Genomic DNA, 17,400 nt, shown 5'->3' with positions numbered 1-17,400 from the left:
GGGCGGTTCGATGAGCGGCGGGTGGTGGGTTTGTGTCCCTGTCGCTGCCTGGGAGGCGTGCGGATACCGTCAAAGGCTTTCGCCGTGGCGGGGGCAGAGATACGACGATGTGGTCCGGTCTCGATCTGACCGGCAGGGAGACTTGGCAAGATACGCCTGTCTTGTTGTTGCGTAGTCTCAGCCTGCCCGCGCGGCAGCGAATTTGTCAATGGCAAAGCTTGCACGCCGCATCAATTAGGCGATGGCACCCCTGTGACCCCTGCACGCTCGGGTCGCGCCTGGCGCTTGAATTCGAGCCCGATATGGACGAGCAGCGCCGTCACCACCACCCCGCCGCCGATGATGGTGCGCTCCGACGGTACTTCGGAATGGACGAGCCAGACCCATATCGGGCCGAGGATCGGCTCGAACGTGCCGAGCAATGCGGCGACGGCCGCCGGGATCAGCCGCGCCCCGGTGGCAAAGAAGGCCAGGCCAAGACCGAGATTGACCACGCCGAAGGCAAACAGAAAGCCCATGTCACTGGCCGACACGGCGAATGTCGATGCCTGCGAGGCGGCAAAGCCCGCCGCAAGCATGGTGCCGAGACAGGTCGCCGGCGTCATGCGAACGCTGGAAAATCGCCGGGTGATGACGGTGGCGATCGAGAACATGACAGCAATCAAGAGCGCCAGCCCGTCGCCTATCGGCGAGACGGCGCCATTGAGCGATTCCGACACCATGATGGCGACACCGGTAATGACGGCGGCGATCGCCAGCCATGTCGCGACACTCACCCTCTCGCGAAACAACGCCCAGGCAAACAGCGCCGCCAGAAGCGGCACGCCGGCCTGCATCAGCAGGATGTTGGCGACGGTTGTGTAGGCAAGTGCGACGACGAAGGCGGTCGATGCCGTGGCGAAGCAGAGCCCGACGGCCAGGCCGGGCAGACCCATGTCGCGGAACAATTTCAGCGTGCCGCGCCACCCGTCGCGCCAGACCATGAAGCAGATCAGGAAGGCCGCTGCCCAGACGGAGCGCCAGAAAATAACTGTCCAGCTGTCGCCGACGACGATGAAGCGGGCGATGGTGCCACCGAAACTCCACATCAGCGCCGACAGGAACACCAAAAGCATGCCTACGCGTTCGTCGCGCGGCGAGACGGTCGACAAAACAACGCTCGGTGATGGTGCTGTGTCGGTCATGGGCGCGACTGTCGGGCTTTTGTGGACGGGACGATGCGCAAGGGACGACAAAAAGATACTCCGTTCGCGTAACGCAAAGGCGAAGGCCGGGGGTGAGCCAGAGATCGACGACAATTGTGGCACCCGGCACAGCGTCACTGGGGCCTGGGGTCACTGGAAGTCGAAGGCACTCAGGCCGGTCACCATCTCGTCGAGGCCAAGCGGACGCGTCACCGGCGGCTCGGCACGCGCCAGACAGCCGACGCGTTCGCAAAGCCGGCAGGCGGGCCCGACCGGCGTCGCCGTGACGCTGCCCGCCTTCGCGGTGGCAGCCGCGCCGGGAAGTGCCGCGCCATAGACGATGTCGTCGCGAAAGCCGATGTCGCAGCCAAGCAGCAACGCCGTGCGGCGCGGACGCTCGGAGAAGGCGCCTTGCGGACCTTCCAGCGTGCGGGCAATGCACAGGAACTCGGCGCCGTCGGGCATTTCCACCGCCTCGACGAAGATCTGGCCGGGCTGGGTGAAAGCGACATGCACGGGCAGCTTGGGACAGCCGCCACCGAAGCGGCTTTGCGGAAAGCCCTGGCTGCCGGCCTTGCGGAAGCGGTTGCCGGCATTGTCGACCTCCAGCATGAAGAACGGCACGCCCTGGACGCCCTGCCGCTGCAGCATGGTCAGCCGGTTCGCCGCCTGTTCGAAGGAGACGCCGAAGCGCGAACGCAGAACGTCGATATCATAGCGGGCGCGAACGGCAGCCGCATGAAAGGCCTGGTAGGGCATCATCAGCGCATGCGCCGCATAGCGGCCGAGTTCGAAACGGGCGAGACGGCGTGCCTCGTCGGTGGTCAATTTGAGCGCCTGGATCTCGCCGGCGACCGCGACCGTCATGCGGATCAGGCAGGCCTCCATCGCCACTTCGCGCAGTTGGTCGAACGGCGACAGCCGTTCGGACAGGAACAGGCGCTGCGAGTGGCGATCATAACGGCGGCGCCAGTTCGGCATGGTGGCGACCGGCAGCACCTTGACCACGATGCCGTATTCGCGCTTCAGCCAGGCCTTCAACGCGCCGAACAGATCGTCGCCGGGATCAAGCACCGAGGTGAACGCCGCGGCCTCTTCCTCGAGTGCCGCGAAATGGTTGGGCCGGCGCTCGAAAATCTCGTGCACCTCGTCTATCGGCAAGCGAGCGCCGGAAAGTGCGGTCGCCCGACCTTCGCGCGCCAGGAGCTCGTTGAGGTCGGACAGGCGCTCGGCCTGCTCGCGATAGGCGCGGAACAGTTTTATCACCGCCGCCGACGCGTTGGGCGCCGCCTCGGCAAGCTCGATCAACTCCTGATCTCCCGGCAACTCGCCGACCAGCAGAGGATCGGTGAACACTTCCTTCAAGGCAGCGACGGACCCCCTTGCCTCGCCCTGCAGTTCGTGCGGATCGACCTTGTAGACGGACGCCAGCTTGAGGATCAATTGCACCGTCAGCGGCCGCTGGTTGCGCTCGATCAGGTTGAGATAGGACGGCGAGATACCGAGCCCCTCGGCCATCGCCGTCTGCGTCAGGCCCTTGGCGTTGCGGATGCGCCGAATGCGCGGCCCGGCAAAGATCTTCTGGTCAGCCATCACCTGTCCTTGACAATAATTTACACCACTTTCGCGGCGACCCCACGCCCGCATCTTTTACAATCATGACAAATTTACAACGGCTTCCTGTCAAACACAACACAGGTTTTCCCCTATTTCAAGCTGATTTCCTTGATTTCTCTGGCCCATTTCGCACCGCAATGTAAATTCAGTCATATCCCGGTGCGCAGATCATTGGCGCCGGACACGGGTGTAGCAATCCTTCGGAGTGACCAATGACTGACTTTTACAACCTTGTCCCCTCGGCGCCGGAAGGTCGTTTCGACGGCATCGAACGGCCCTATTCGCCGGAGGATGTGAAGCGGCTGCGCGGTTCGGTTCAGATCCGCCAGAGCGTCGCGGAAATGGGCGCCAACCGGCTGTGGAAGCTCATCCACGAGGAGGACTTCGTCAACGCACTCGGCGCCATGTCCGGCAACCAGGCGATGCAACAGGTGCGCGCCGGGCTGAAGGCGATCTACCTGTCGGGCTGGCAGGTTGCCGCCGACGCCAACACGGCTGGCGCGATGTATCCGGACCAGTCGCTTTATCCGGCAAACGCGGCGCCCGAACTGGTCAAGCGCATCAACCGCACGCTGCAGCGCGCCGACCAGATCGAGACCTCGGAAGGCAACGGGCTTTCGGTCGAGACCTGGTTCGCGCCGATCGTGGCTGATGCGGAAGCCGGTTTCGGCGGACCGCTCAACGCCTTCGAGATCATGAAGGCCTTCATCGAGGCAGGCGCGGCTGGCGTCCACTACGAGGATCAACTGGCGTCGGAAAAGAAGTGCGGCCATCTCGGTGGCAAGGTGCTGATCCCGACCGCGGCGCACATTCGCAACCTCAACGCCGCGCGCCTTGCGGCGGACGTGATGGGCACGCCGACCCTGGTCGTCGCGCGCACCGATGCGGAAGCCGCCAAGCTGCTCACGTCCGACATCGACGAACGCGACAAGCCTTTCGTCGACTACGGCGCCGGGCGCACCGTGGAAGGCTTCTACAACGTCAGGAACGGCATCGAACCCTGCATCGCCCGCGCCGTCGCCTATGCGCCTCACGCGGACCTGATCTGGTGCGAGACTTCGAAGCCGGACCTGGCGCAGGCCAAGAAATTCGCCGAAGGCGTGCGCAAGCATCACCCCGACAAGCTGCTCGCCTACAATTGCTCGCCATCGTTCAACTGGAAGAAGAACCTCGACGACGCGACGATCGCCAGATTCCAGAGGGAGCTTGGCGCGATGGGCTACAAGTTCCAGTTCATCACGCTCGCCGGCTTCCACCAGCTCAACTACGGCATGTTCGAACTGGCGCGCGGCTACAAGGCACGGCAGATGGCGGCCTATTCCGAGTTGCAGGAGGCTGAGTTCGCGGCGGAGGCCAATGGCTACACCGCGACCAAGCATCAGCGCGAGGTCGGCACCGGCTATTTCGACGCCGTGTCGATGGCGATCACTGGCGGCCAGTCGTCGACCACCGCCATGCACGAGTCGACCGAGCACGCGCAATTCAAGCCGGCCGCCGAATAGCAAACAGAACAACACAGAGGAAACGCCCAACAGGGCTTGGAACACAAGGAGAAGACCAATGGCATCGATAAGCCGTGTCAAGGAACGCGCCGAAGAACAGGCCACAACGATGACCGTCGACCAGCAAGCGACGATCCGCATGCTGGCCAATGATCTGCATCGCCTAAACCAGTCGGTGATGAAGGCAGTCGAGGCCGGCGTCTCGGTGGAGCTCGTGCGCTCGGCACGGCATCACGGCGGCGACGGAAACTGGGGCGATCTCTTGATCCCAGTGATCGTCACGCAGCAGAGCCACAGCTGATCGAACTCGCGCAACCGACCCTTCACCTGCGCAGTCTCTGCGCAGGTGAATTTTCTTTTTATGAAGCCCACCTGTGGACAGTTGAGTACAGTAGCGTTGCTTGAAATTCATTGTTCCCAGGGATGATCTGGGGGCTTTTATTTCAACTTGACATAGACGGCGATCTCACGCCAATTGCGCTCCAGATTCAACTCTGCATTGAAATAGGGGCGAGCTTCTTGGCCGACTTGTGTGCCCAGTGAACCGCGAAGGCGAGACTCCAAGACACCTGAATTTTGTTGCCCGCGACTCGAACACAGAAACGATCCGCGATCCATCGCAAGTGCTCGTCGTCTGCAAATCGCCGATCAATCGCGTGGTGATTTCGAAGATCGTCGAGCGATCCGGGCTCAAGCCAATCTCGGAATCTCCCGACATGGCGGTAAAGATCCTGCGGTCCCTCATTCCCGGCGCGGTTGTCCTTGACGGCGGCGCCGACAACAAGGACTGCGACAATCTGATGGCCAGCATCGACGCGTTGCGGCGAGCCTCCGGCAAATCGCTTCCGGCGGTGATCCTGCTTTCAACCAAGAATGGCACGCCGGAGAGCCTGGGCCTGTCGAGCGTCATAGACGTGGTGGTCGCCAAGCCGATCACACCCGAACGGCTGCAGCCGGTGATTGATCGCCTGATCAACCGCTAAGCAATTTCCGTCCGGAATTGCGCAAAATAGGAAGGCCCCGCGATCAGTCCGGATTGACGATGCTTTCGACCAGTCCGGGCAGTTGTCCGAGATCGGATATCTCACGAAAGCGTGGCTCGGTCACCGGAGCCTCGACATGCTCAAGCACCCAGGTGAGTTCATGCGGCACGTGGACACCCCAACCACCGGCCTCGATGGCCGGCACCACGTCCGACTTCAGCGAATTGCCGACCATCATGCTTCTTGCCGGACCATCGCCGTGGCGGCTGAAGAGGCGGGAATAGGTGGCGGCACTCTTGTCGCTGACGATCTCGATCGCGTCGAACAGATCTCCGAGGCCTGATCCAGCCAGCTTGCGCTCCTGGTCGAAGAGGTCGCCCTTGGTGATCAGCACAAGGCGGAATGCGCCGGCAAGCTTCTCGATCGTCTCGCGCGCATGCGGCAGTGCCTCGATCGGATGGCTCAGCATCTCGCGGCCGGCATCGAGAATTTCTGAAATCACCGAAGCCGGCACACGGCCTTGCGTGACCTCGATCGCCGTTTCGATCATCGACAGCGTGAATCCCTTGATGCCGAAGCCATAGACGGCAAGGTTGCGTCTTTCGGCCTCCAGCAATCGTGCCGAGATGTGCTCGGCTTCGCCATGATCGGCAAGCATGGCGGCAAAGCGCTTCTCCGTCATGCGGAAGAACTGCTCGTTTTGCCAGAGCGTGTCGTCGGCATCGAAGCCGATCGTCGTCAGTTTGCTGTCGTGCTGCATGCAAAGTCTCGATTGGGATCGGGGTCTCGATTGGGATTGGGAAACTAAGCCGATTGGCGTGATTTTCAACCGTGTCGGCCAACGCCCGACGTGGCTCCCCTTCCCTTCCACAGGGGCGCACGGCTATACTCCACAATCCGCAACCCAATCTGGTGAATGATGCCGCCTGCAAAAAAGGAAGTCCGTCCGTCGAGCCGCGGAGGACGGGCGCGTACGCCTGCCTTCGTGAAAAACCAACGTGGCGTCAAGAACTGGAAGGAAGCCAGCGCCTGGCTGGAATGGCGCGGCATCGAGGACATCGAGTGCATCACACCTGACCAGGCCGGCGTCGCACGCGGCAAGATGATGCCGTCGAAGAAATTCACCTCCAACACCTCGTTGGCGCTGCCGTCGGCTGTCTTCATGACGACGATTTCCGGCGGCTATCCCGAGGATGGCAACGGCTTCCACTATCCGGAAGACGATGGCGACCTCAAGCTGATGCCGGACCTGTCGACGCTGACTGTGGTGCCCTGGGAAGAAGACCCGACGGCCGCGGTCATCTGCGACCTCGTCCACCAGGACGGACGCTCGGTCGAGTTCACGCCGCGCAATGTGTTGAAGCGCGTGCTTGCCGCCTACGACAAGCGTGGACTGAAGCCGGTGGTGGCGCCCGAGATCGAGTTTTATCTGGTGCGCAAGAACCCCGATCCGGACTATCCGCTGACGCCACCGGTCGGCCGTTCGGGGCGCGCCATCGGCGGCGGCGCCGGCTATTCGATCGCCGGCGTCAACGAGTTCGACGAACTGATCGACGACATCTACCATTTCTCCGAGGGCCAGGGCCTGGAGATCGACACGCTGATCCATGAGGAGGGCGCCGGTCAGCTCGAAATCAACCTGCGCCACGGTGACCCGATCGAGCTGGCCGACCAGGTGTTCATGTTCAAGCGCACCATTCGCGAGGCCGCGCTGAAGCACGAAATCTACGCCACCTTCATGGCCAAGCCCATCCAGGGGCAGCCGGGCTCAGCCATGCATATCCATCAGTCGATCATCGACAAGAAGACCGGACTGAACATCTTTTCGGCAGAGGACGGCTCGGAGACCGAAGACTTCTTCCATTTCATCGGCGGCATGCAGAAGCATGTGCCGAACGCGCTGGTGATGTTCGCGCCCTATGTCAATTCCTACCGCCGGTTGACACAGGCGGCGTCGGCTCCGGTCAACAACAAATGGGGCTACGACAACCGCACCACGGCCTTCCGCGTGCCGCGCTCGGATCCCGCGGCGCGGCGCGTCGAAAACCGCATCCCCTCCTCCGATGCCAATCCCTATCTGGCGCTGGCGGCATCGCTTGCCTGCGGGCTGATCGGCATCACCAACAAGATCAAGGCCGAGCCTCCCGTGCTGACCACCGCCAACGCGGCCGAGATCGACCTGCCGCGCAGCCTGCTCGAAGCCGTCGACCTGTTCGAGGGCGATGAGGAACTTTGCGCACTGCTCGGCAAATCCTTCGCCGCGACCTATGCGGCGATCAAGCGGGCGGAATTCGAGACGTTCATGGAAGTGATCAGTCCGTGGGAGCGGGAGTATCTGCTGCTGAATGTTTAGCGAGTAGCGAGTAGCGAAGGTGCCCGATATTTTTCTATTCGCTATTCGCTATTCGCTTTTTTCCTCCTCCTTCTGAATCACCGAGTCTTTCCTCCATCATGCCCTACCAATCCCCGATTTCTCCCGGCCGTTCCTGGTATGAGGACAGCGCCGGCCCACGGCCGGAATATCCGGCGCTGGATGGCGACAAGACATGCGATGTCGTCATCATCGGCGGTGGTTTCACCGGCCTGTCGGCGGCTGCTCACCTTGCCAAGGCAGGCACGAATGTCGTGCTGATTGAAGCCTACCGCTTCGGCGATGGCGCCTCCGGGCGCAATGGCGGCCAGCTTGGCACCGGCCAGCGCGCCTGGGTCGAGGACCTGGAAGCCGAATACGGCCTCTCCCGCGCCAAGGCTTTGTTCGACCTTGCCGAAGAGGCCAAGGCGCATCTCCTTGAGTTTGCCGCCGCCAACCAGATCGATATCGACTATATGCCGGGCCAGCTCTCGGTGGCGCACAAGCCGCGCTATGTCGACGACTACAAGGCGCATGCCGAGATCATGGCGAGCCGTTTTTCCTACCCGCATATCTCGTTCATGGATGCCAAGGAGACGGCGGAGCGGCTGGGCTCGACCGCCTATTTCGGCGGAACGCGCGACACCGGCACCGGCCACATCCACCCGATGAAGCTGGTGATCGGCACCGCGCGGGTGGCGGCGCAAGCCGGCGCGCAACTGTTCGAGGAAACGCCATCGACCGGCATCATTTCAAGTGGCGGCAAGGTCAAGGTTTCGACACCGAGAGGCACGCTGACAGCGCAGAAATGCCTGATCGCGGTCAACGCCTATGGCGGCACGCTTGAGCCGGTGAGTGCCGCGCACATCATGCCGATCGGTTCGTTCATCGGCGCAACGGTGCCGCTGGGCGCGGACTCGACAGTGCTGCAGGGCGGCGAGGCGGTCGACGATTCCCGCTTCGTCGTGCGCTATTTCCGCAGATCGAAGGACGGGCGGCTGCTGTTCGGAGGACGTGAAGTCTATGGCGTCAACGATCCGAAGGACATCCACATCCACATCCGCCGTCAGATCGTCGAACTCTATCCGGCACTCAGGGATGTCGAGATCACGCATGGCTGGGGCGGCTATGTCGGCATCACAGTGCCGCGCAAGCCGTTCGTGCGCGAAGTGATGCCCAATGTGATCTCGGCCGGCGGCTATTCCGGCCACGGCGTCATGCTGTCGAACTTCTTCGGCAAGCTCTATGCTGAAACCGTCGCCGGCAACCGCGACCGCCTGAAGCTGATCGAGGATCTGAAGATCCCGCCATTCCCCGGCGGCCGGCGCTTCCGCGCGCCGCTGCTGTTCCTGGCACTCAACTGGTTCGCATTGCGCGACAGGATCTAGAAGCTGTTCTGTCCAGGTGGAATTGGGAGCGTGATCTCCTGCGAAACCGCATGGTCACTTTTCGGGATCGTGGTCCGGACGGACAGGATCGCTCTCATCTATGTAATATTGCTGTAATATTTGTTGCCGTAACGGCACATTGCAGAATCCCCTCCAAAGGAGCAGAATCCCTGATGAGGGCGTAGTGATGCCACAATCAGCGATATAAAGATGCCGGTTGTGGGTTACTGACGGGGAATTCTGCGGGCTTGCCCGCTTTGATTCTTGGGACTGATGCAGATCTGGCGCCAGGTTCTTGGCATTTGATCGGAAGAACATCGGCCCGCTTATGGAGGTGGCAAGAGTGAGAGAGCCCTTCAGTTTCGGTACGCCGGAACGTCGGCGCTTTGCCATGCAGTTCGGATATGACATGCGGCCGTCCTTCTGGCAGGAGGTTCGCTCGAATTCGCATCTGGTGATCGCCGCGATCGGCACCGCCGCACTGCTTGGTGTCGCCGCGGTGGCGCTGTGGCTGGCATTGCCGGCCAATGACAGGCAAGCGGCGGCGAGCCCCGAGCAGACCATTCCAACCATTCCGGTGAAAACGACGAAAATCGCTCCGGCGGGAGCAACTGTGGCTGCAGCGGCCGTGCCGCAGGCGGCGCGCAAGTCGGACAAGATTTTGCCGACCGTGGCGGCCGCGCAAGCCACCATACCGGCGCTGCCAGCCAATGATCCGCGTTGGACCGGTTCGCAGTCGAAGGCCGCATCCGCTGCCGGTACGCCTGCTCCCGGCCTGGTGGCGAACCAGGCTAAACAGGCACCGGACAAAGCCGCGGTGGCATTCGCGCAACCGGCAGCAGATAGCGATGCTGCCAGCGAACTTGCCAAGGTTGCCGCCCCCACTCCGCCGGCGGGTAGCCATCCCGATGACGCGAGAACCGCCGCCATCCCGGCGGTGCAGCCGCAGGTGCCGTCAGAGCAGCCCGCAGCGGCTGAAGACGACGACAGCCAGGCCAAGTCGAAGCCACGCAAAGTCGAGGCCGCCGGAACCGGACTGATCTTGCGGGCCGTGACCATGCGCAGCGGCCCGAAGAAAAATGCGGCCGCTATCCTCACGGTGCCAGCCAAAAGCTCGGTGCAAGTGATGAGCTGCAAGAAGTGGTGCCAGATTACCTACAACGGCAAGACCGGTTGGATCTACAAGACCTACATCAAAACCGGCGCCTGACGACTCGAGCAATTTCAGGAAAAGTGTGAAGCGGTTTCCCCGGGAAAAGCGCGTAGCGCTTTCCCTGAGCGAATTGCGTCAAGACAAGAGATAGACCCGTCGCCGAAATGCTGCCTCCGTGCGGCATTTTGATTTGCACATGATCCTTTCCGAAAATCGGTACCGATTTTCGGGGCATTGCCGCTTTCAGATGCAGCGTCCGCCGTCCACTTCCAGCGCCACACCGGTGATGAAGGCGGCTTCATCCGACGCCAGCCAGAGTGCGGCGTTGGCGATATCGAGTGGTGTTGAAAGCCGGCCGAGCGGGATCGACGCACGGAACTTCTCGCGGATTTCAGGCGTGTCGGCGCCCATGAACTTCTCCAGCATGCCGGTCTCGCCGGCAACCGGGCAGAGGCAGTTCACACGGATGTTCTTCGGCGCCAGTTCCACCGCCATCGACTTGGTGGCGGTGATCGCCCAGCCCTTCGAGGCATTGTACCAGGTGAGGCCGGGCCGTGGCCGCAGACCGGCGGTGGAAGCCGTGGTCAGGATGACGCCGCCGCCTTGCCGATCCATGATCGGCACCACGGCGCGTGCGGCGTGATAGATCGCCTTCATGTTGACGGCGGTGATCAGGTCGAAGGTCTCCTCGTCGACGTTGAGCATGTCGCCGTTGCGATGGGTGTAGCCGGCATTGTTGACCATGATGTCGATGCGGCCAAAGGCGCTCTTGGCGGCATAGACCATCTCGTCGAACTCGGACCGCAGCGAAACATCGGTCTGGGTCCAGATCGCTGCCTCGCCGATTTCGCTGGCGACACGCTCCGCGCCCTTGGCGTTGAGGTCGGCGACGACGACCCTGGCGCCTTCCTGCGCAAAGCGCCTGGCGATGCCCTCGCCAAAGCCCGCGGCCGCACCGGTGATCACGGCAACCTTGTTTTCCAGACGCATGCTTTTCCCGCTCATGGTTGGTGACGATCGACCGGAGTGCCCGCGGCAAACGCAAAGCCACGACTTCTGACCGGGCCACGACTTCCAGCCGGCCCACGACTTCTAACCGGCTTGGTCGAAAGATGTGCGGTCATCGCCGATTTCTCCTTTGGCTTTCGCTTCGATCCCGCTCTATGCTGCAACTGCGAAGGCTTCCGGGGCCGCGCCTGTCGACAAGCCTCCGAGGCATCGGGCTGTCAAGAGGCAGGCGCAACACTCAGATGTGACACCATGGCACTGGAAAATTTAAATCGATTAGATTATATCAGCCGCGTCACAGCGACCGGCGTCAGAGCGGACAGACCATGACCAGCCAGATCATCCCCGTCGATCCTTTCGACTTCATCATTTTCGGCGGCACCGGCGATCTGTCGGAACGCAAGCTTCTGCCGTCGCTCTACTATCGCCAGCGCGACCATCAGTTCTCCGAGCCGACGCGCATCATCGGCACGTCGCGCTCGAAGATGACCGACGAGGAATTCCAGGCCTTCGCCAAACAGGCGATCTCGGACCACGTCAAAGCTGACGATATCGACGCCAAGGAACTGAAGACGTTCCTCGCCCGCCTCTCCTACGTTTCGGCCGATGCGACGACGGGCGCCGGCTTCGACAAGCTGAAGAAGGCGATCGGCGATAGCGACCGCATCCGCGCTTTCTACCTGGCGGTGGCGCCGGCGCTGTTCGGCGATATCTCGCACAAGCTGAAAGAGCACAAGCTGATCACGCCGAACTCGCGCATCGTGCTGGAGAAGCCGATCGGCCGCGACCTTGCCTCGGCGCAAGCGCTCAACGACCTGGTCGGCGACGATTTCCACGAAAGCCAGATCTTCCGCATCGACCACTATCTCGGCAAGGAGACGGTGCAGAATCTAATGGCGCTGCGCTTTGCCAACGCGCTCTACGAGCCGCTGTGGAATTCCGCCCATATCGACCACGTGCAGATCACCGTGGCCGAGACCGTGGGTCTGGAAGACCGCGTCACCTATTACGACAAGGCCGGCGCGCTGCGCGACATGGTGCAGAACCATATACTGCAGCTGCTGTGTCTTGTTGCCATGGAAGCGCCGTCGTCAATGGACGCCGACGCGGTGCGCGACGAGAAGCTGAAGGTGCTCAGGGCACTGAAGCGCATCAACGGCAACGAGGCGCCCAAGCACACTGTGCGTGGCCAGTACCGCGCCGGCGCCTCGGCCAGCGGAGCTGTGAAGGGCTATGTCGAGGAGCTTGCCCACGACAGCAACACCGAGACCTTCGTCGCCATCAAGGCCGAGATCGGCACCTGGCGCTGGGCGGGCGTTCCGTTTTACCTGCGGACCGGCAAGAGGCTGGCGACCCGGGTTTCGGAAATCGTCATCGAGTTCAAGCCGATCCCGCATTCGATCTTCGGCGACAGCGCCGGGCCGATCTTCGCCAATCAGTTGGTCATCCGGCTACAGCCGGACGAAGGCGTCAAGCAGTTCATCATGATCAAGGATCCGGGTCCGGGCGGCATGCGGCTGCGCCAGATCTCGCTCGACATGAGCTTCGCGCAATCCTTCGACGGCCGCGCGCCGGACGCCTACGAACGGCTGATCATGGACGTCATCCGTGGCAACCAGACGCTGTTCATGCGTCGCGACGAAGTCGAGGCGGCGTGGAAATGGATCGACCCGATCCAGAACGCGTGGGAAAGCGCCAGACAGGAAGCGCAGGGCTACACAGCGGGCACCTGGGGGCCGTCGGCCTCTATTGCACTGATCGAACGTGACGGGCGGACATGGCACGAGAGCAATTGAACGGCGCCGCCTATAGCTGGAACGGCTTTGCCGGGCGCCAGGAGTTGGCGGTCGCCCTTGCTGGCCATGTCGCCGGGCGCCTGACCAAGGCGATCGCCGAGCGCGGTATAGGGCTGCTCGCCGTCTCTGGCGGCACCACACCGGCAAAGTTCTTCGCCGCCCTTTCGGTGATACCCATCGCCTGGGACAAGGTGATTGTGACGCTGGTCGACGAGCGTTTCGTGCCTGCGTCCTCGCCGCGCTCCAATGCCGGGCTGGTGGCCGCCAATCTCTTGCAGAACGCCGCAAAAGCTGCACGGTTCGTGCCGCTCTATCACGAAGGCGTCGGCATCGAGGATGCGGCGGCTTCCGACAATTCGGCGCTGCAGTCATTGCCCTGGCCGCTCGATGTCGTCGTGCTCGGCATGGGACCGGACGGCCACACCGCCTCGTTCTTTCCCGATGCCGATGATCTGGCAAAGCTGCTCGACCCGTCCTCCGACAGGATCGTGCTGCCGGTCCATGCGGCCAGCGCCGTCGAGCCGCGGCTGACCTTGTCGCTGGCGCGCATTGTCGATGCAGGCTTCATCGCGCTGCACATCGAAGGCGAGGACAAGCGCGCCGCCTTCGACAGCGCGGTTGCCCCTGGACCGCGAAAGCCAATCCGCGCCGTGCTCGACGCCGCACCCAAGCCCGTAGAGGTTTTCTGGGCGCCCTGATTTGAACGTGCTGAGGGTCCCGGCAGACAGCCGGATTGTGTTCCGGGACCTCGCCTGAAAGGACCGACACCATGACCGCCAGACGCGACATCGAAGCCATCACCGAGCGCATCCGCCAGCGTTCCAGACCGGGCCGCGAGCGCTACCTCGGCCGCATCGCCGAAGCGTCGAACCGCACCGCAAACCGGGCCGTGCTGTCCTGCGGCAACCTCGCCCACGGCTTTGCGGTGTGCAGCCCCTCGGAAAAGCTGGCGCTGGGTGCGGACACGGTGCCGAACCTCGGCATCATCACCTCCTACAACGACATGCTGTCGGCGCATCAGCCGTTCGAGACCTTTCCGGCGCTGATCAAGGACGCGGCGCGCGAGGCCGGCGGCATCGCCCAGGTGGCCGGCGGCGTGCCGGCAATGTGTGATGGCGTCACCCAAGGCCAGCCCGGCATGGAACTGTCGCTGTTTTCGCGCGATGTGATCGCGATGGCCGCGGCGATCGGCCTGTCGCACAACATGTTCGACGCCGCCGTCTATCTCGGCGTCTGCGACAAGATCGTGCCGGGTCTGGTGATCGCCGCACTCACCTTCGGCCACCTGCCCGCAGTGTTCATTCCGGCAGGGCCGATGACCACCGGCCTGCCGAACGACGAAAAGGCCAAGGTCCGCCAGCTCTATGCCGAAGGCAAGGCGGGACGGGCCGAACTGCTGGAGGCCGAGTCCAAGTCCTATCACGGGCCGGGAACCTGCACCTTCTACGGCACGGCCAATTCCAACCAGATGCTGATGGAGATCATGGGCCTGCACACGCCGGGCGCCTCCTTCGTCAATCCAGGCACGCCGCTGCGCGAGGCTTTGACCCGCGAGGCGACGAAGCGGGCGCTGGCGATCACCGCGCTCGGCAATGCCTATACGCCGGTCGGCCGGATGATCGACGAGCGTTCGATCGTCAACGGCGTCGTCGGCCTGCATGCCACAGGCGGCTCGACCAATCACACCATCCACCTGATCGCCATGGCGGCGGCCGCCGGCATCGCCATCACCTGGCAGGACATTTCCGACCTGTCGGAGGCGGTGCCGCTGCTGGCGCGAGTTTATCCGAATGGTCTCGCCGACGTGAACCACTTCCACGCGGCGGGTGGGCTCGGCTTCCTGATCCGCGAACTGCTCGACGAAGGCATCCTGCACGAGGATGTGCAGACGGTGTGGGGCGAAGGTCTGCGGCCCTATGCGGTGGAGGCCAAGCTCGGCGCCGACGGCGGCGTGGTGCGCGAAGCCTCGCCGCGCGAAAGCGGTGACGAGAAGGTGCTGGCGCCGTTCAAAAAGGCGTTCCAGGCAACCGGTGGTCTGAAGGTGCTGTCGGGCAATCTCGGCCATGCCGTCATCAAGACCTCTGCGGTAAAGCCGGAGCGGCGCATCATCGAGGCGCCGGCCAAGGTCTTCGACAGCCAGCAAGGATTGAACGAGGCGTTCAAGGCGGGAACGCTGACCGGTGATTTCATCGCCGTCATCCGCTTCCAGGGGCCGAAGGCCAACGGCATGCCGGAACTGCACAAGCTGACCACGGTGCTCGGCATCCTGCAGGACCGTGGCCAGCGCGTGGCGCTGGTCACCGACGGGCGCATGTCGGGCGCCTCCGGCAAGGTGCCGGCCGCCATCCATGTCACGCCGGAAGCAGTCGAGGATGGGCCGATCGCCAGGATCCATGATGGCGACATCGTCCGGCTCGACGCCGACGCCGGAACGCTGGAAGTGCTCGTGCCGGCGGGCGATTTTGCACTGCGCCGGACGGCGGATGCCGACCTCATCGGCAATGAATTCGGTTTCGGCCGCGAGCTGTTCGCCGGCTTCCGCCAGTTGGTCGGCCGTGCCGACCATGGCGCCAGCGCCTTCGGCACGGCGTGACGAAATCATCGTCCTGTCGATGAAAAAGGGCGGCTGACAGCCGCCCTTTTTTGCTGCCGGTCATACGGCAGTCATGGCGTAACGGTGATCTCGGTACGCTCGCCAGCCTTGACCGTCACCGGCATTTCCTTGTCATGGCCTCCATCGGACATGTGCCGGACGACCACGTAATCGCCGGCCGGAATGGTCTGCTGCCAGGCGTCGCCATAGTTCAGGCCAAGCGCCTTGCGATTGCCCTGAATGTCCTTTTTCGGAGACAGGACCTCGATCGAGTAGGCGCCAGGGGCCGACATGGCCAGAACGCCGGCACCGAGCGGCACCTTGATGTCCTGATTGTCGCCGACCTTGACGCTGAACGGCTGTTCGACGGTCGCGAGATCAAGCGTGGTGAGCGCGACATAGTCGTCCGGCGGCAGCCAGAACTTGCTGTCCGGCCCATAGGAATGCTCGACATCGTCGCGTGAACCGTCGATCTTCTTCTTCGCCTTGACGATCTGGAAGCCGAGCCCGGAACTGTCGGCCTTGTCGCCGCCGGTGACATAATAAGCGTTGAAGACGACGTGCCCGACGCCGACGATGACGTCCTTTTCGATCGTCTGCCCGGCGGCCAGTTGGATGGTCTCGACCACCGAACCGCTGCCGATCTGAACCGTGACCTTCTGTTCACCCGCCGGTACGATGATCTTGGTGTCGCCATAGTGGGTGGTGTTGCCGCCGGGATAGGTGAAGTCGACATGGGCCTCGTCACTGATGTCGGCGCCCTGGCTCGGCCGCGGATGAATGAGCATGGTGCCCGCGTTCAAGGTGAACAGCGGCTTGTAGACCTGGCCGGCCTCGATCTTGAATTTCTGCTCCACCTTGGCCTCGTCGTCGCGTGCAACGACGACATAGTCGCCGGGCTCGAGATTGCCCTTGTAGGCGCCATATTCGGTGGTCACGGAATCCCCGCGCGAGCCGTCGGAATTCGCCTTGTAGATCTCCCAGGCGTTGCCGTCGGTGATCGGCTCGCCACCTTCGGCCATCACCACCGTCGGCTGGAAGTTGAATTCCGGTTTCGCGGGCTCCGGCGCAGGCGTCGGGGCGGGAGCCGGTTCAGGAGCAGGAGCGGGTGCTGGTGCTGGTGCCGCCACCGTCTCGACTAGCGCCTCCTGCAACGCCTTCTCATCGGAGGCCTGGATGTACTTGCCGCCCGTGTTGTCGGCGAGGCAGGCGATCTGCTTGCCTTCGTCGGCGGTGAGGCCGAAGCCGACGACGTCAGCGGTGAAATCGACGCCGGACGCCTCGAGTTCCTTGCCAAGCGCGCAGGGATCGCCGCCGCATGTTTCCAGCCCGTCGGTGATGAGGACGACGGTCGCCTTGTCCTCGGTGTATTTCAACGCTTCGGCCGCCTGCTTGACGGCGGCCGTCAGCGGCGTCTTGCCGAGGAATTTCAGGCTGTCGGCAGCGGCCGAGATGGCGCTTGCCGAGCCTGCCTGTGGTGGCACGATCAACTGGATGTCGTCGCAACTGCCTTTTTCGCGATGGCCATAGGCCATGAAGCCGATCTCGTCATCGGCGGGAACCGATTGAAGCACGGTTCTCAGCGATTCACGGGCGATTTCGAGCTTGGGCTTGCCGTCGATCTGCGCCCACATGGAGCCAGAGGCATCGAGAATGATGATGACCTTGTTTGCGGCAAAGCCGAACGTCGTCATCGACAAAAGGAGGATCGCCGCAGCGACGCTCCGTGCAAATCCCGCCATCGAAATCTCCTCAAATCCGCCCCGATCCGGGCGGGAAACTATTTGACGCAGCGTCAGGACACAAGGCCGGGCGCGGCTGGGAGG

14 protein-coding genes are annotated in these 17,400 nt (G+C 62.9%); 9 read left to right on the top strand and 5 right to left on the bottom strand.

The genetic code is table 11. The features are described from left to right. Positions 1-230 precede the first annotated feature (230 nt). Both AC1DZP_RS13900 and AC1DZP_RS13895 read right to left on the bottom strand, forming a co-directional pair. Positions 231-1,184: a DMT family transporter gene (locus tag AC1DZP_RS13900; protein WP_477303079.1), complete on the bottom strand. Its 954-nt coding sequence runs from the start codon at positions 1,182-1,184 to the stop codon at positions 231-233. A gap of 150 nt (positions 1,185-1,334) precedes the next feature. Then, positions 1,335-2,777 carry a helix-turn-helix domain-containing protein gene (locus tag AC1DZP_RS13895; protein ID WP_095088564.1) on the bottom strand — a complete coding sequence of 481 codons (1,443 nt, stop codon included), beginning with the start codon at positions 2,775-2,777 and terminating at the stop codon, positions 1,335-1,337. Between the two features lie 236 nt (positions 2,778-3,013). Between AC1DZP_RS13895 and aceA the strand changes: the two genes are divergently transcribed. The 3 genes from aceA to AC1DZP_RS13880 all read left to right on the top strand — a co-directional run bounded on the left by aceA (position 3,014) and on the right by AC1DZP_RS13880 (position 5,286). After that, complete coding sequence (gene aceA, locus AC1DZP_RS13890; protein ID WP_477225438.1) at positions 3,014-4,303, top strand: isocitrate lyase; 1,290 nt, start codon at positions 3,014-3,016, stop codon at positions 4,301-4,303. A 58-nt stretch (positions 4,304-4,361) separates the two neighbouring features. Further along, positions 4,362-4,604 carry an SMc00767 family acetate metabolism repressor gene (locus AC1DZP_RS13885; protein ID WP_095088567.1) on the top strand — a complete coding sequence of 81 codons (243 nt, stop codon included), beginning with the start codon at positions 4,362-4,364 and terminating at the stop codon, positions 4,602-4,604. A gap of 229 nt (positions 4,605-4,833) precedes the next feature. Further along, entirely contained in the window at positions 4,834-5,286 is a 453-nt protein-coding gene (locus tag AC1DZP_RS13880; protein ID WP_457152492.1) for an ANTAR domain-containing protein, read from the top strand. 43 nt (positions 5,287-5,329) lie between these two features. On the opposite strand, the gene AC1DZP_RS13875 is transcribed toward AC1DZP_RS13880, so the two are convergent. After that, entirely contained in the window at positions 5,330-6,046 is a 717-nt protein-coding gene (locus AC1DZP_RS13875; protein ID WP_477303077.1) for an HAD family hydrolase, read from the bottom strand. 156 nt (positions 6,047-6,202) lie between these two features. Between AC1DZP_RS13875 and AC1DZP_RS13870 the strand changes: the two genes are divergently transcribed. The 3 genes from AC1DZP_RS13870 (at position 6,203) to AC1DZP_RS13860 (ending at position 10,234) form a co-directional block, all read left to right on the top strand. Further along, a complete protein-coding gene (locus tag AC1DZP_RS13870) occupies positions 6,203-7,639 on the top strand; it encodes a glutamine synthetase family protein (protein ID WP_477303075.1) in 1,437 nt (478 codons plus the stop codon). A gap of 98 nt (positions 7,640-7,737) precedes the next feature. Continuing rightward, positions 7,738-9,024 (top strand): NAD(P)/FAD-dependent oxidoreductase, encoded by a 1,287-nt coding sequence (locus tag AC1DZP_RS13865; RefSeq protein WP_477303073.1) that lies wholly within the window; start codon positions 7,738-7,740, stop codon positions 9,022-9,024. A 343-nt stretch (positions 9,025-9,367) separates the two neighbouring features. After that, positions 9,368-10,234: an SH3 domain-containing protein gene (locus tag AC1DZP_RS13860; protein WP_477303071.1), complete on the top strand. Its 867-nt coding sequence runs from the start codon at positions 9,368-9,370 to the stop codon at positions 10,232-10,234. Between the two features lie 186 nt (positions 10,235-10,420). On the opposite strand, the gene AC1DZP_RS13855 is transcribed toward AC1DZP_RS13860, so the two are convergent. Beyond that, positions 10,421-11,167, bottom strand: a complete 747-nt coding sequence (locus AC1DZP_RS13855; RefSeq protein WP_095088868.1) for an SDR family oxidoreductase — start codon at positions 11,165-11,167, stop codon at positions 10,421-10,423. Between the two features lie 344 nt (positions 11,168-11,511). Between AC1DZP_RS13855 and zwf the strand changes: the two genes are divergently transcribed. From zwf to edd, 3 genes are all read left to right on the top strand, one after another. Next, positions 11,512-12,981, top strand: coding sequence for a glucose-6-phosphate dehydrogenase (gene zwf / locus AC1DZP_RS13850; RefSeq protein WP_095088578.1), 1,470 nt, complete (start codon positions 11,512-11,514; stop codon positions 12,979-12,981). Further along, a complete protein-coding gene (gene pgl / locus AC1DZP_RS13845) occupies positions 12,963-13,679 on the top strand; it encodes a 6-phosphogluconolactonase (RefSeq protein WP_477303069.1) in 717 nt (238 codons plus the stop codon). Before zwf ends, pgl begins: the two co-directional genes overlap by 19 nt. Before the next feature lie 71 nt (positions 13,680-13,750). After that, the gene (edd, locus tag AC1DZP_RS13840) at positions 13,751-15,574 is read left to right on the top strand and encodes a phosphogluconate dehydratase (RefSeq protein WP_477303067.1); all 1,824 of its coding nucleotides are present in this window, start codon (positions 13,751-13,753) and stop codon (positions 15,572-15,574) included. 71 nt (positions 15,575-15,645) lie between these two features. On the opposite strand, the gene AC1DZP_RS13835 is transcribed toward edd, so the two are convergent. Next, positions 15,646-17,316 carry a vWA domain-containing protein gene (locus AC1DZP_RS13835; RefSeq protein WP_477303065.1) on the bottom strand — a complete coding sequence of 557 codons (1,671 nt, stop codon included), beginning with the start codon at positions 17,314-17,316 and terminating at the stop codon, positions 15,646-15,648. Positions 17,317-17,400 lie beyond the last annotated feature (84 nt).

This window comes from Mesorhizobium sp. P2_F8 (genome assembly GCF_056403655.1).
This window is presented reverse-complemented; position numbering and strand designations above follow the sequence as displayed.